14 protein-coding genes are annotated in these 12,267 nt (G+C 70.0%); 6 read left to right on the top strand and 8 right to left on the bottom strand.

From position 1 onward, the window contains the following. The first annotated feature begins 27 nt into the window (after nucleotides 1-27). Nucleotides 28-699, top strand: coding sequence for a deoxyribose-phosphate aldolase (gene deoC / locus BR31_RS0112010; protein WP_027501181.1), 672 nt, complete (start codon nucleotides 28-30; stop codon nucleotides 697-699). Nucleotides 700-731: 32 nt separating this feature from the next. On the opposite strand, the gene BR31_RS0112005 is transcribed toward deoC, so the two are convergent. After that, the gene (locus tag BR31_RS0112005; RefSeq protein ID WP_027501180.1) at nucleotides 732-1,499 is read right to left on the bottom strand and encodes an LmeA family phospholipid-binding protein; all 768 of its coding nucleotides are present in this window, start codon (nucleotides 1,497-1,499) and stop codon (nucleotides 732-734) included. Nucleotides 1,500-1,594: 95 nt separating this feature from the next. Here BR31_RS0112005 and BR31_RS0112000 point away from each other — a divergent pair, with 95 nt between their 5' ends. Next, entirely contained in the window at nucleotides 1,595-2,194 is a 600-nt protein-coding gene (locus BR31_RS0112000; protein ID WP_231496458.1) for a type IV toxin-antitoxin system AbiEi family antitoxin domain-containing protein, read from the top strand. Nucleotides 2,195-2,212: 18 nt separating this feature from the next. Here the strand turns inward: BR31_RS0112000 and BR31_RS0111995 are convergent, their stop codons facing one another. From BR31_RS0111995 to BR31_RS0111975, 5 genes are read right to left on the bottom strand one after another with little or no spacing between them, the layout of a single operon-like run. Then, a complete protein-coding gene (locus BR31_RS0111995; protein ID WP_027501178.1) occupies nucleotides 2,213-4,009 on the bottom strand; it encodes an acyl-CoA dehydrogenase in 1,797 nt (598 codons plus the stop codon). Between the two features lie 40 nt (nucleotides 4,010-4,049). Next, nucleotides 4,050-4,862: a class I SAM-dependent methyltransferase gene (locus tag BR31_RS0111990; protein WP_051637335.1), complete on the bottom strand. Its 813-nt coding sequence runs from the start codon at nucleotides 4,860-4,862 to the stop codon at nucleotides 4,050-4,052. A gap of 11 nt (nucleotides 4,863-4,873) precedes the next feature. Further along, the gene (locus tag BR31_RS0111985) at nucleotides 4,874-5,374 is read right to left on the bottom strand and encodes a DUF2505 domain-containing protein (protein ID WP_027501176.1); all 501 of its coding nucleotides are present in this window, start codon (nucleotides 5,372-5,374) and stop codon (nucleotides 4,874-4,876) included. A gap of 59 nt (nucleotides 5,375-5,433) precedes the next feature. Next, nucleotides 5,434-5,937 (bottom strand): DUF2505 domain-containing protein, encoded by a 504-nt coding sequence (locus tag BR31_RS0111980; RefSeq protein ID WP_037176409.1) that lies wholly within the window; start codon nucleotides 5,935-5,937, stop codon nucleotides 5,434-5,436. A gap of 50 nt (nucleotides 5,938-5,987) precedes the next feature. Further along, nucleotides 5,988-6,491, bottom strand: a complete 504-nt coding sequence (locus BR31_RS0111975; RefSeq protein ID WP_027501174.1) for a DUF2505 domain-containing protein — start codon at nucleotides 6,489-6,491, stop codon at nucleotides 5,988-5,990. On the opposite strand from BR31_RS0111975, the gene BR31_RS0111970 reads away from it, so the two are divergent. Together BR31_RS0111970 and BR31_RS0111965 are read left to right on the top strand one after the other, a co-directional pair. Next, on the top strand, nucleotides 6,490-7,605 hold the full coding sequence (locus BR31_RS0111970) for a UDP-N-acetylmuramate dehydrogenase (protein WP_081830432.1): 1,116 nt from the start codon (nucleotides 6,490-6,492) through the stop codon (nucleotides 7,603-7,605). The genes BR31_RS0111975 and BR31_RS0111970 overlap by 2 nt on opposite strands. A gap of 146 nt (nucleotides 7,606-7,751) precedes the next feature. Beyond that, complete coding sequence (locus BR31_RS0111965) at nucleotides 7,752-8,888, top strand: L,D-transpeptidase (RefSeq protein ID WP_081830444.1); 1,137 nt, start codon at nucleotides 7,752-7,754, stop codon at nucleotides 8,886-8,888. Here the strand turns inward: BR31_RS0111965 and BR31_RS0111960 are convergent. Further along, on the bottom strand, nucleotides 8,881-9,786 hold the full coding sequence (locus tag BR31_RS0111960) for a LysR family transcriptional regulator (RefSeq protein ID WP_027501171.1): 906 nt from the start codon (nucleotides 9,784-9,786) through the stop codon (nucleotides 8,881-8,883). The two genes, BR31_RS0111965 and BR31_RS0111960, sit on opposite strands and share 8 nt — an antisense overlap. A 72-nt stretch (nucleotides 9,787-9,858) precedes the next feature. On the opposite strand from BR31_RS0111960, the gene dapA reads away from it, so the two are divergent. Further along, nucleotides 9,859-10,755, top strand: coding sequence for a 4-hydroxy-tetrahydrodipicolinate synthase (gene dapA, locus BR31_RS0111955; protein ID WP_027501170.1), 897 nt, complete (start codon nucleotides 9,859-9,861; stop codon nucleotides 10,753-10,755). Nucleotides 10,756-10,833: 78 nt separating this feature from the next. Further along, nucleotides 10,834-11,496 carry an SseB family protein gene (locus tag BR31_RS0111950; protein WP_027501169.1) on the top strand — a complete coding sequence of 221 codons (663 nt, stop codon included), beginning with the start codon at nucleotides 10,834-10,836 and terminating at the stop codon, nucleotides 11,494-11,496. 37 nt (nucleotides 11,497-11,533) lie between these two features. On the opposite strand, the gene BR31_RS0111945 is transcribed toward BR31_RS0111950, so the two are convergent. Continuing rightward, on the bottom strand, nucleotides 11,534-12,157 hold the full coding sequence (locus tag BR31_RS0111945) for a class I SAM-dependent methyltransferase (RefSeq protein ID WP_027501168.1): 624 nt from the start codon (nucleotides 12,155-12,157) through the stop codon (nucleotides 11,534-11,536). Nucleotides 12,158-12,267: the final 110 nt, after the last annotated feature.

The raw sequence follows: 12,267 nt of genomic DNA, 5'->3' as shown, positions 1-12,267 counted from the left end.
ATTCGTCGCTGTGCCAAGCTCTTCGGTATGCCTGACGCCCCGCTGACCCGAGACGTGGTCGCCCAGATGGTCGACCACACCCTGCTCAAGCCAGAGGCCACGCCCGCCGATGTCGACGCGCTGATCGCGGAGGCCCGTGACCTCGGCGTGTACGCGGTCTGTGTGTCGCCGTCGATGCTGCCGGTGCGGGCCGAGGGGCTGGCCGTCGCCGCCGTCGCGGGGTTCCCGTCGGGCAAGCACCACTCCCTGGTCAAGGGGGCGGAGGCACGGCTCGCGGTGGAGCAGGGCGCGCGCGAGATCGACATGGTGATCGATGTGGGCGCGGCGGTCGCGGGCGACTACAACGCGGTGCTCGCGGACATCCTCACCGTGCGGGAGGGGATCGGGGAGGCCACCGTGCTGAAGGTGATCCTCGAGACCGCGGCGCTATCCGACGAGGCGATCGTCGAGTGCTGCCGGGCCGCCGAGCTGGCGGGGGCGAACTTCGTCAAGACCTCGACGGGCTTCCACCCGGCGGGCGGGGCCACCGCGGCCGCGGTGCGGCTGATGGCAGGCACAGTCGGTGGCAGGCTCGGCGTCAAGGCGAGCGGCGGGATCAGGACCGCGGACGCTGCGCGGGAGATGATCGAGGCGGGCGCGACCAGGCTCGGCCTGTCCGGTACCAGGGCCGTGCTGGACGGGTTCGCGCCGGCCGGGTAGCGCGCCCGCCACCCGGCCGTCGCGAACGCGGCTCAGCTCAGCAGGGAGCAGCCGCCGCCGGTGGACTGCGCCTCCGGGGAGGCCTCCGGCATCGTGTAGGCGCCGCCTGCCATCGACATCTGCAGTCCGTCGTCGGTGATGGTCAGCGACGTCGCCGACATCCCGAGCGGGAGCGTCTGCAGGCTGGCGCCGAGCACGTCGACGATGCCGCTGACCAGGTCGGTGGGCAGACCCAGCCCGAGGACCGAGGCCTCGACGGTCTCGATGTCGACCTTTCCGTCCACGACCTGTGGCCGGACGGTCAGCTCCGCGAGCCCGATGACCTGGAACGACAGTGTGCCCCGGGTCGGGTCGGAGGTCACCCCGGAGACCAGCTGGCCGAACGGCTGGGCCTGGATGGTCGCGAGGATGCCTGCGGTGGACCAGTCCACGTCGGCGGTGGAGCTGCCGATCGTGCCGCCGGTGTCGGTCAGCTTGATGTCGTTGACCTTCGCCGTGACGTGCATGTCCTTGGCGGGGCCGAAGCTGGAGTCGTCGCTGGTGATCTTGATGTACGGGACGTTCTTGTCGACCGCCTGCAGCAGCACGGGCTTCCAGCTCAGGTCGACGTCGACCTGGGAGCCGAGCTCGCTCGAGAACTGGTCGGCCATGCACTGCTTGATGTTGTGCCGCACGAAGAGCTCGGCGGCGATCAGGGCCGCGACCAGCGCGGCGATCACGATGAGGACGATCAACAGGACGCGGTTGTTTTTCGATCCGGGGCTCGTGGACCGGTACGAAGTGTTCGCGGGGGAGGCCATTACACGGATTCTTCCCCAGAAATCTGTGGGGGATCTGAGAACGCGCTGCGAGAATTCCCTGTGATCCATGCCACAGTCGCACGTACTGTGACGTCATGGACGACGGGGTCGTGCGGCGCCATGAGGAGCGCGAGCGGGGCCTGTTCGAGTGCGCGCGCGAACAGGCCGGGTATTTCACCGCCGGACAGGCGCGCACGCTCGGCTTCTCGCCGGGGGAGATCGGCCGCGCGCTCGGCGCGGGCGCGTGGGATCGCGTCGACAGGGACCTGTTCCGGTTGTCGCCGTGGCCGCACAGTGACCTGGAGGACGTGGCGCGGCGGTGCGTCCAGTTCCATGGCGCCGTCGTCTCGCATCAGAGCGCGGCCGAGCTGTACGGGCTCGGTCACGTGCACCCGCAGTTCCTGCACGTGACCGCGAGCGCGCCCGTGCACGTCCGGACGGACCGGGTCGCGGTGCACCGCGCCGATCTCGGGCCTGCCGACTGCGAACACACCGGCGCCTTCCTGATCACCACCCCGTTGCGGACGGTGCTCGACCTGGCCGAGGGTGGCGTCTCCCAGTGGGTGCTCGACGAGGTGGTCGGCGACGCGCTGGCCATCGGCCGGCTCGATCGCGCGGCGCTGGAGGCGGGCGCGGCGGGGCAGACGGTCCGGGTCGAACGCCGGGTGGGCCGGGCGCTGGCCGCCTGGGCCTGACCCGGCCGGCCGGGTCGATCAGAACCAGGCGTCCCGCATCTCGAGCGTGGTCCGGTCGAGCGAGGCGAGCAGCGCCAGCTGCGGGCCCGTCCTTGGCAGCTCGTACCGGAAGAAGTACCGGCCTGCCTGCCGCTTGCCGTCGTAGAAGTCGCCGGTCTTGCCCTCGCAGGCGAGCATCTGCTCGAGCCAGATCCACGCGACAACCAGGTGGCCGACCGCCTCGAGATAGACCGAGCTGTTGGCCAGGGCCGCGTCGACGTCGCCCGACGCGAACAGTCCCGCGGTGACCTTGCCGACCTGGCCGAGCACCTCGTCGAGCTGCTCCGCCAGCTCCGCGAGCTCGCCGCCGGTCTCCGCGGCGTCCGCGATGGTGCGGCCGATGGACTCGCTCAGCAGCCGCAGGCTGATGCCGCCCTGCTGGGTCACCTTGCGGCCCAGCAGGTCAAGGCCCTGGATGCCGTGGGTGCCCTCGTGGATCGGGTTGAGCCGGTTGTCGCGGTAGTGCTGCTCGACGTCGTACTCGCGGGTGTAGCCGTACCCGCCGTGCACCTGGATCGCGAGGTTGTTCGCCTCGAGGCACCACTGCGACGGCCAGCTCTTCGCGATCGGGGTGAGGATGTCGAGCAGCAGCCCGATCCGGTTGCGCGCGGACTCGTTGGCCGCGATGCGCTGCTCGTCGACCATCCGCATGCAGAACATCTCCAGCGCCAGCGCGCCCTCGACGTACGACTTCTGGGCCAGCAGCATCCGCTTCACGTCGGCGTGCTCGATGATCGGGACCGGCTTGGCGCCAGGGTCTTTCGCCGCGACCGGCCTGCCCTGTTCGCGCAGCCGGGCGTAGTCGAGCGACTTGAGGTAGCCGGTGTAGCCGAGCGCGGTCGCACCGAGGCCGACACCGATCCTGGCCTCGTTCATCATGTGGAACATGTAGGACAGGCCCCGGTTGGCCTCGCCGACCAGGTACCCGACGGCGCCCGCCTGGCCGCCGGGGGTGTGGGTGCCGTCGCCGAAGTTCAGCACGGTGTTCGTGGTGCCGCGGTAGCCCATCTTGTGGTTCAGCCCGGCCAGCGTCACGTCGTTGCGCTCGCCGAGGCTGCCGTCGGACTCCACCAGCAGCTTGGGGACGATGAACAGCGAGATGCCCTTGGTGCCCTCGGGTGAGCCCGGAATCTTGGCCAGCACCAGGTGGACGATGTTCTCGGCCAGATCGTGCTCGCCGCCGGAGATCCACATCTTGTTGCCGAACAGGCGGTAGCTGCCGTCGGGCTGCGCCTCGGCGCGGGTCACGATGTCGCCGAGCGAGGACCCCGCCTGCGGCTCCGACAGGCACATGGTGCCGAAGAACCGGCCGGCGACGAGCGGCTTGGCGTAGGTCTCGATCTGCTCAGGGGAGCCGTGCGCGAGCAGCAGGTTCGCGTTCCCGATGGTCAGCATCGGGTAGGCGGCGGTGCCGACGTTCGCGGCCTGGAACCAGGCGAAACAGGCGCCGGTGACCGTCGCGGGGAGCTGCAGACCGCCGGCCTCGTACGCCATCCCCGCGCCCATCAGGTCCGCCTTCACGAACGCGTCGAGGGCCTGCTTGGCCTCCGGGATGATGGTGACGTGGGTGCCGTCGAAGCTCGGCTCCTGCTCGTCGCCCTTCTTGTTGTGGGTGGCGAAATGCCGGGTGGCGAGCTGCTCGCTGAGATCGAGCACCGCGTCGAAGGTGTCGCGGGAATGGTCCTGGTAGCGGGGATCGTCCGTCAGCGCCTCGACGTCGAGCCATTCGTAGAGCAGGAAGTCGAGATCTCTCCGCGACAGCAGGGTCGAACGCATTCTCACAGGTCCCTTCGCAGGTGCTTCGGTCACGACAAGGCTAGAGCGCCGGGGCGACCAGCGACCACGGGACCGTCAGCACGCAATCGCGGAGGCGCCGGCGCGGGACCTCGACGGGCACGCCCTGCTGCCGCAGCAGCTGGGCGGCGGCCCGCCAGCGCACCCTCGGACCGAACGGGGCGTGCGGGGCCGCCGTCGCCCACGCCCGGTCGGCCGACTGCAGCAGCTCGTACACCGGTTCCCCCGGCACGTTGCGGTGGATCAGGGCCTTCGGCAGCCGTTCGGCGATGTCGCTCGGCCGTTCGACGTCGAACGGGTCCCAGGCGAGGGTCAGCGACAGCGGACGGTCCGCGTCGAGCAGGACCCAGGCGCAGCGCCTGCCCAGCTCGTCGCAGGTGCCGTCGACCAGCAGTCCGCCGGGGGCCAACCCGGACTGCAGCTTGGCCCATGCGCCCGCGACGGCATCCTCGGGGTACTGGCGCAACACATTGAACGCGCGGATGAGCACCGGGTTCAGCCCGGCCAGCTCGAAGCCGCCGCGCGCGAAGCTGACGCCGTCGCGGGCCTCGACCACCCGTGCGGGATCGATCTCGAGCCCGACCACCCGGATGTCGCGGCGGACGGTGCGCAGCCGGGATGCCAGCTCGAAGGTGGTGTGGGGGCGGGCGCCGTAGCCGAGGTCGACGACGAGCGGGTCGGCGGCCGAGTGCAGCGTGTCGGCGACCGCGGCCCGGTGCATCAGCCAGCGATCGCTGCGGCGCAGCCGGTTGATGCCGGTGGTGCCGCGGGTGATGACGCCGTCCGGTTTGGTGGAACCCGGGCTCGCTCCGCGGGTTCCGCTCGGGCGGGACACGACGGTCGGTTTTACTGCTCGGCGAGCCAGTCCGCGGTGACCTGGGCTTCGGTACGGAACAGGTCGACGAGGTTGACCAGCATCAGCTGCTCGAGCTTGCCGCCGACGAAGGGGATGAACACCTTCGCCTCGGACGAGGTCCGCAGCGTGGAGCCGGTGTCGGTGCCGAACAGCGCCATGGTGCCGCTGAGGCTGCCCGGGCCAGCCGGGATGGATGCCGAGTAGGTGCCGGTGACCTCGTCGCCGAAGGCGCTGTAGTGCTCCTTGCGGGTGATCACCATGTCCTTCTTCATCACGGTCTGCGCGATGTCGGGCAGGGTGTCGCGCGGGATGACGTGGTGGAAGACGAGGTCGATGCCGTCGTCGCCGACCTCGAAGCTCTCGACGTGGTTGTCGGAGAACTTGCGGAGCTCGACCATCCGCGCTTCCCAGTAGTCCCGGTTCGTCAGGGCGGAGTACACCTTCTCGGCGGGATGGGTGTAGCGGGCGGAGTAGTCGATGCGGCGAGCCATGACCGGCAAGGGTACCGGCTCGCCGCATCGCCGGGCTCATCCGCCCGGGATCACCGCGGTCAGGCGTTCGCGGCGACCCACTCTTCGACAACTTCCTGGTCGCGGCCGAGGATGCCCAGGATCTGGTCGGCGACCATGCCCTCGATGGCGCCACCGATGAGCTTGACGTTCACGTCGACGTCGCCCTCGATGCGGAGGGTGGAGCCCTCGGGGGTGTCGACCAGGCTCGCGGTGCCGCTGGCGTTGATCGGGATGCCGGTGGCGACCGCGCTGAAGGTGCCCTCGGCCTTACCGTCGACCAGGGGGCCCCACACCTCGCCGCGCACGATCGCGACGTCGCCCTTGATGACCTTGGTGACCAGGGAGGGGAGCTGGCTGGTGTCGATGGCCTGCGCCAGCCCCACGTCGATCGTGCCCTCACCGGTGGTGAGGTGGTCGAGGGTGAGGCCCTTGTCGGCGCCGTTCTCGACGCGCTGGTTCCAGAATCGTCCGTCGACGAGCGTGCGGTGCACGATCTCGGCGGGCAGTGAGTAGTTGGCGGTGAACTCAATTCGGCGTGACATGCACCGCAATTTACATTGGTGCCACGCTTGTCACACCTGCCCCATCCGGATCAGCCGTTGGCGGCGATCCAGCCCTCGGTGAACCCGTGCTCGGCGTCGAGGAGTTCGACGACCTGCTCGGCGATGACGGCCTCGATCTTGCCGCCGATCAGCGGCAGCTTCACCTCGACCCGGCCGTCGAGCGTGATGGTGGAGCCGGTGCCCTCGGGAGCCAGGGTGAGCGTGCCGGTGACCTCGCCGGGCAGGCCCTCGACCCGTGCGCTGAAGCTGCCGGTGGCGCGCTCGCCGACCAGGGCGCCCCAGGTCTCGGTCCTGGTGATGGTCAGGTCGCCGGGGCGGACCTTGGACACGATCGGGGGCAGGTGCTCGGCCGGGATGGCCTGCGCCATCTCCACGTCGATGGTGCCCTCGCCGGTGACGGCATGGCCGAGCTCGGCCCCCTCGCCGCCCACCTCGGCCAGGCGGTCGCGCCAGTACCGCTCGCTGGTCAGGGCCCGGTGCACCCGATCGACCGGTTGAGGGTAGGACGCGGAATGCGGAATGCTGCGGGCCATGTTCGGCAGGCTACCGTTTGACCCCGTGCAGGCATTGAGTGTTATCGCGGCGGATTTCGGTGCCGAGCTGAGTGAGGGCGTGCCGCTGTCGCGGTTCACCACGCTGCGGCTCGGTGGGCCCGGACGGGCGATGCTCACCTGCCGCGACACCGACGCGCTGGTCGGCGTGGTGCGCGCGCTCGACGCGGCGGGCACCCGCACGCTCGTCCTCGGCGGCGGATCCAACCTGGTGATCGCCGACGAGGGCGTCGACGCGGTGGTGGTGCGGGTGGCCAACGACGCGATCCGGCTCGGCCGAGACTCGGTGCTGGCCGAGGCGGGCGCGGTGTGGGACGACGTCGTCGCGCGGACCGTCGAGGCCGGCCTCGGTGGCCTCGAGTGCCTGTCCGGGATCCCCGGGTCCGCCGGCGCGACGCCGGTGCAGAACGTCGGGGCCTACGGGGTGGAGGTCGGCACCCTGCTGCGGCGGGTGCAACTGCTGGACCGGGGGACCGGTGAGGTGCGCTGGGTGACGCCCGATCGGCTCGGCCTCGGCTACCGGACCAGCGTGCTCAAGCACTCGGACGCGGCGCTGGTGCTGGCTGTGGAGTTGGACCTGCGCCCCGACGGACTGAGCGAGCCCCTGCGGTACCGGGAGCTGGCGCACGCCATGGGGGCCGAGGAGGGCGAGCGCCGCCCGGCGGCCAAGGCCCGGGAGGTGGTCCTCGGGCTGCGCGCGGGCAAGGGCATGGTCCTCGACGCCGCCGATCACGACACCTGGAGCGCCGGGTCCTTCTTCACCAACCCGGTGCTCACCGGCGATCGGCTGCCGACCGTGATGGCGGCCATCGCCGCCCGGCTCGGCGACGACGTGCGGGTGCCGCAGTTCCCTGGCGACGCGGGAACCAAGCTGTCGGCAGGCTGGCTGATCGAGCGGGCCGGGTTCACCAAGGGGCACCCGGGGCCGGAGGCGGCGGCGCGGCTGTCCACCAAGCACACGCTGGCCTTGACGAACCGGGGGAGCGCGTCGACCGCGGACCTGTTGGCGCTGGCCAGAGAGGTTCGGGACGGGGTGCAGGACGCCTTCGGTGTCAGGCTCGAACCGGAGCCCGTCACCGTCGGCTGCGCGATCTGACCTGGCCTTCCGCAGGTCGAGCAGTCGGCCGAGGCGTGGGCCACATCGTCCGCGCAGGTACCGTGGCCTGCGTGGTAAACCAGCGTGTTCGGACAAGTAAGGTCCGCGGACTCTCGTCGATCGCCGTGTTGCTCGCGGCTGTCGCGATGCTCGCGGGCTGCACCATCGGCGGCGGGGACGGGAAGCCGGTGGCGGCGAGCGGACCGGTCGTGGCGGTCACCCAGGTCCCCGAGGCAGGCGCCGAGGATGTCAGCCCGACGGCGCCGGTCTCCGTGACCGCGGCGCGCGGCACGCTGCAGGGGGTCGCGCTCACCAACGAGGCGGGCAGGCCCGTGCAGGGCGTGCTGTCCCCGGACAGGACCACCTTCACGGTCTCCGAACCGCTCGGCTATGGCGCGCGCTACACCTGGTCCGGCGGTGCGGTCGGTGCCGACGGCAAGACCGTGCCGGTGCAGGGGTCGCTCACCACGGTGGCCCCGCAGTCGACGATCTCCGCGAACACGAACATCGCGGACGGTCAGCAGGTCGGTATCGCGGCCCCGATCATCCTCAAGTTCAGCGACCACGTCGAGGACAAGGCGGCGGTGGAGAAGGCACTCACCGTGACCACCAACCCGCCGACCCCGGGGTCGTGGGCCTGGCTGCCCGACGACAACGGGTCCCGCGCGCACTGGCGTCCGCAGAACTACTGGGCGCCGGGCACCACGGTGAACCTCGCGGCCAACCTGTATGGCGTCGACTACGGGGACGGCGCGTACGGCGCCGAGGACCTGAGCCTGAACTTCACCATCGGGCGCAGCCAGATCGTCAAGGCGGACGCCCCGAGCCACCGCATGCAGGTGGTGCGGGACGGTGCGACGGTGATGGACCTCCCGGTCAGTTACGGCGAGGGCAACGAGGACCGCAACGTGACCCGCAGCGGCGTCCACGTGGTCAGCGAGAAGCACGAGGACTTCCTCATGTCGAACCCGCCCTTCTACGAGAACGTCCGCGAGCGGTGGGCGGTGCGCATCTCCAACAACGGTGAGTTCATCCACGCCAACCCCGAGACCACCGGCGTGCAGGGCGCGGCCAACGTGACCAACGGCTGCATCAACCTCTCCCTGAGCGACGCCCAGGAGTACTTCGGCACCGCGCTGTACGGCGACCCGGTCGAGGTCACCGGGACCCGGATCGAGCTGTCCGCGGCGGACGGCGACATCTACGACTGGGCGATCGACTGGGCCGCGTGGCAGGAGATGTCGGCGCTGCCCACCGGTGGCGCGGCGGTTCCCGTCAGCTGACGTCGGCGCCGGAGAGCAGTTCCGCGACCACGGCCCGGATGGCCGGGCTGGCGTCGGCGCTGCGTCTCCACGCGGCCGAGACCTCACGCATGGGCGGCGGCGCAAGGGCGCGGGTGACGAGGTCGTCGCCGAGGGCGGGCCTGGCGAGGCGGGGGACCAGGGCGATGACCGCGCTGGTGGCGACGAGTGACAGCTGGGTCGCGAAGTCGTCGACGAGGTGACGGACATCGGGTTCGCCCGGCTGGTCCGAGACCAGGCGTCGGAACCACTGGTGACAGACCGTGCCGGGTGGACTGGTCACCCAGGCAAGGCCTGCGACATCCGCGCTGGTCAGCGGTTGTCCGGCGGCGGCGAGCGGGTGGGAGCGGTGCATCACCAGGTCGCCGAGATCGGTGTGCAGGTGTCGGTGGACCAGGGATGCAGGCAGCCGGGGCGAGAGCCCGTCCGCATCGTGGATGATCGCCAGGTCCGCTGTGCCTGCCGCGACCGAGTGCAGCGCCTGGTCGGGGTCCTGTTCGGTGACCTGCAGGCGCAGGTCGGGGCAGGCGGTCGCCAGGCTCGGCAGGTGCGGGGCCAGCAGTCCTCGGATGGCGGTGGAGAAGGCGGCCACCCGCAGCACCCCGCTCGGTGTGCCGTCGGCGACGGACCGGGCCGCTTCGGCGCAGCGTTCCAAGGACTGGAAGACGTCGGGGGCGGCGTCGAGTAGCGCCTGACCGGACGGGGTCAGGACGACACCGCGCCCGGCGGGCGCGAGCAGCGCGACGCCGATCTGACGTTCCAGCCGTTTGATCTGCTGGGAGACGGCAGAGGCAGTGAATCCGAGCTCGTCCGCCGCCCGGGCGATGGTCCCCAGGGCGGCGACCGACCGCAACGCGCTCAGGGAGCCGACATCGATCATGAAGTCAGGCTACGCATTATTGGCAAAAAAGCATCGCTAGACCGATGTGAACTGGGTGGGCAGGATCGCCCCATGACCGATTTCCGTGAGACAGCGCAGACGTTGTTCGGCTCCAACCTGGTCGCGATGGTGACCCCGATGGGGGCCGACGGCTCCGTCGACGCCAAGGGGGTGGCGAGCCTGGTCGACCACCTCCTGGCCACCCGATGCGACGGGATCGTGGTGGGCGGCACCGCGGGCGAGGCGCCCACGCTGACCGCGGCCGAGATGGTCGAAGTGGTGTCGGCGGTGGCGGGCCGGGCGCGGGGCCGGGCACGGGTGATCGCGGGCGTCGGCACCTATGACACGGCCGAGAGCGTGGAGCGGGCGCGGCGGGCCGAGGCCGCGGGTGCCGATGCCCTGCTCGTCGTGTGTCCGTACTACTCCAGGCCGACCCAGGCCGGGGTCGTTGGCCACTGCCTGGCGGTGGCCGATGCCACCGACCTGCCCGTGATGCTCTACGACGTCCCGGCGCGGGCGGGCATCTCCATGGACACGGACACGTTGATCGAGCTCGCCCGGCACCCGCGGATCCGGGCGGTCAAGGACGCCAAGGAGGACCTCTTCGATGCCATGACCGTCATGGCAGCCACGTCGCTCGCCTACTACTGCGGTAGCGACGAACTCAACCTGCCGTACCTGTCGATCGGGGCCTGCGGGGTGGTCAGTGTGGTGGGAAATATCGTCGCCGACCGGAACGCGGAGCTGATCCGAGCCGTCCGAGGCGCGGATCTCGACTCCGCCCGGGCCATCCAACGGTCCCTGCTCGGCCTGACCGAGGCGGTCATGCGGACCTCACAGGGTGCCATCATGGCCAAGGCGGCGCTGGCCGAACTGGGCATCATCGAGCACGCGACGGTCCGCATGCCCCTGCTCGAGACGCCTGCGCCGGACCTCGCCAAACTCCGAACAGCGCTCGCGGAGGTCTGAATTCGAGTTGGAACCGAATCGGCTCCGGCCGCGTCTAGAGGGGTGACGGGCTGAAGCTGCTTCCGAAGGACCCCCGATTTGTCGAATGATATCGAGCAGGCGATTGCAGAACTCCGCGCCGGACGTATCGGCGCCGAGTTGTTTCTCGACCTGATGGGCCAGTCGAAGCTGGTGGTGCCGCTCGTGGGGTCGGATTCCGAGGCCGGGAATCTCTGGGTGTTCGCCTGGCAGGGCAAGCCTCATGCCGCCGTTTTCACCGATTCCCGGTATCTGGCCAAGTTGGGCGACGTCGAGCGGTCCGCGGAGATCGCCGGGAAGGATCTGGCCGCTACCTGGCCACAGGGTGTCAACCTCTCGTTGAATCCAGGGGTCGAGGGACTGGATCTGGTGATGCCGGCGGAGGACTTCATGCGAGTTGCGCATCGGATCCCGGGGGCAGGGTCGACGGTCCGTGTCGGCGCTCCGGCGGAACCGCCGCCGATCGCTCTGATGGAGGCCGTGCGCAGGCTCGGACCCTCGGTGGCAGGCGTGAGTGCCGTCTATGTTTTCGTTCTCGAGGATTCGTTGAGCGGCCCGCGCCTTGCAGTCGGTCTGGAGATCGACCCGGCGGCGAATCCTTCGGCTGTTGTCGAGAGGGCAGGAGAATGGCTTGCGGCCCAGCCGAACTGCCCCAGAACCGAACTGCTGGCCCTTGGCGCGAACCTCCTCCGGTCGGTCCGAGAGCACGTGAGTGCGATCTGAGTGGGCAGCCCGGTGCGGCGGTGCAGACCTGAGGCGCTCAATCCTCGAGGGGCGCGGTGACCCCTAGCGAGAGGGCGCCCATGATCTTCGGGGCTCCCTTCTCGTAGAACGTGTCCAGGTCGCGGATATCGAATCCGGCGGCGCGCACGAGGGCGGGGATCTCACGGGTGAGATGACAGCCGCCAGCGACGACTTTCTGGATCGGTTCGAAGCGGTGCTGCCAGCGTCGGACCTTCTCGTGCGGGGCGAGCCCGTGTTCGAGGAAGTGCAGCGTGCCGCCGGGCTTGAGGACACGACGTACCTCGCGCAGCGCGGCGTCCACATCGGGGATCGTGCACATCGTCCATGTGGACAGCGCGCTGTCGAAGGTGTTGTCGGGGAATGGAAGTGACTGTCCGTCCAGGCCGGATCGTTCGACGGGCACGCGGGAGGTCGCGAGTCGTTTGTCTGCGAGCTTCCAGCCGAGGTCGGCGGGTTCGACGGCGCTGACGGAATCCACGGTTGCCGGGTAGAACGGGACATTGAGTCCGGACCCGAACCCGATCTCCACGACACGGCCGTGCAGGCCGGCGCACACCCGCTGCCGTGACGCTTCGGTGAGCGACATCCCGCACGTGATGTCCACCAGCCGTGGGACGACCTGATCCCCGTAGAACCCCATGACAGCCTCCCTACTCCTCGCGGCTCCCGCCGTCTAGCACCGCACAATTCTGCGAGTCGGCGCAATTGCACGGAACCTGATGGCTCGGCGGCGCGTCTATTGAAGATAAG

This window comes from Rhodococcus sp. UNC363MFTsu5.1 (assembly GCF_000686785.1).
In the GTDB taxonomy this organism is placed as follows: Bacteria; Actinomycetota; Actinomycetes; order Mycobacteriales; family Mycobacteriaceae; genus Rhodococcus_G; species Rhodococcus_G maanshanensis.
The sequence above is the reverse complement of the archived record's forward strand: the minus strand, read 5'-3'. Positions and strand labels throughout refer to the sequence as shown.

Bases quoted from the DNA above. Each gene is read 5' to 3' on its own strand.
- deoC (WP_027501181.1), top strand. From the start codon at position 28: ATGCCTGACGCCCCGCTGACCCGAGACGTGGTCGCCCAGATGGTCGAC.
- BR31_RS0112005 (WP_027501180.1), bottom strand. From the start codon at position 1,499: ATGGCCTCCCCCGCGAACACTTCGTACCGGTCCACGAGCCCCGGATCG.
- BR31_RS0112000 (WP_231496458.1), top strand. From the start codon at position 1,595: ATGGACGACGGGGTCGTGCGGCGCCATGAGGAGCGCGAGCGGGGCCTG.
- BR31_RS0111995 (WP_027501178.1), bottom strand. From the start codon at position 4,009: ATGCGTTCGACCCTGCTGTCGCGGAGAGATCTCGACTTCCTGCTCTAC.
- BR31_RS0111985 (WP_027501176.1), bottom strand. From the start codon at position 5,374: ATGGCTCGCCGCATCGACTACTCCGCCCGCTACACCCATCCCGCCGAG.
- BR31_RS0111980 (WP_037176409.1), bottom strand. From the start codon at position 5,937: ATGTCACGCCGAATTGAGTTCACCGCCAACTACTCACTGCCCGCCGAG.
- BR31_RS0111970 (WP_081830432.1), top strand. From the start codon at position 6,490: ATGTTCGGCAGGCTACCGTTTGACCCCGTGCAGGCATTGAGTGTTATC.
- BR31_RS0111975 (WP_027501174.1), bottom strand. From the start codon at position 6,491: ATGGCCCGCAGCATTCCGCATTCCGCGTCCTACCCTCAACCGGTCGAT.
- BR31_RS0111965 (WP_081830444.1), top strand. From the start codon at position 7,752: ATGCTCGCGGGCTGCACCATCGGCGGCGGGGACGGGAAGCCGGTGGCG.
- BR31_RS0111960 (WP_027501171.1), bottom strand. From the start codon at position 9,786: ATGATCGATGTCGGCTCCCTGAGCGCGTTGCGGTCGGTCGCCGCCCTG.
- dapA (WP_027501170.1), top strand. From the start codon at position 9,859: ATGACCGATTTCCGTGAGACAGCGCAGACGTTGTTCGGCTCCAACCTG.
- BR31_RS0111945 (WP_027501168.1), bottom strand. From the start codon at position 12,157: ATGGGGTTCTACGGGGATCAGGTCGTCCCACGGCTGGTGGACATCACG.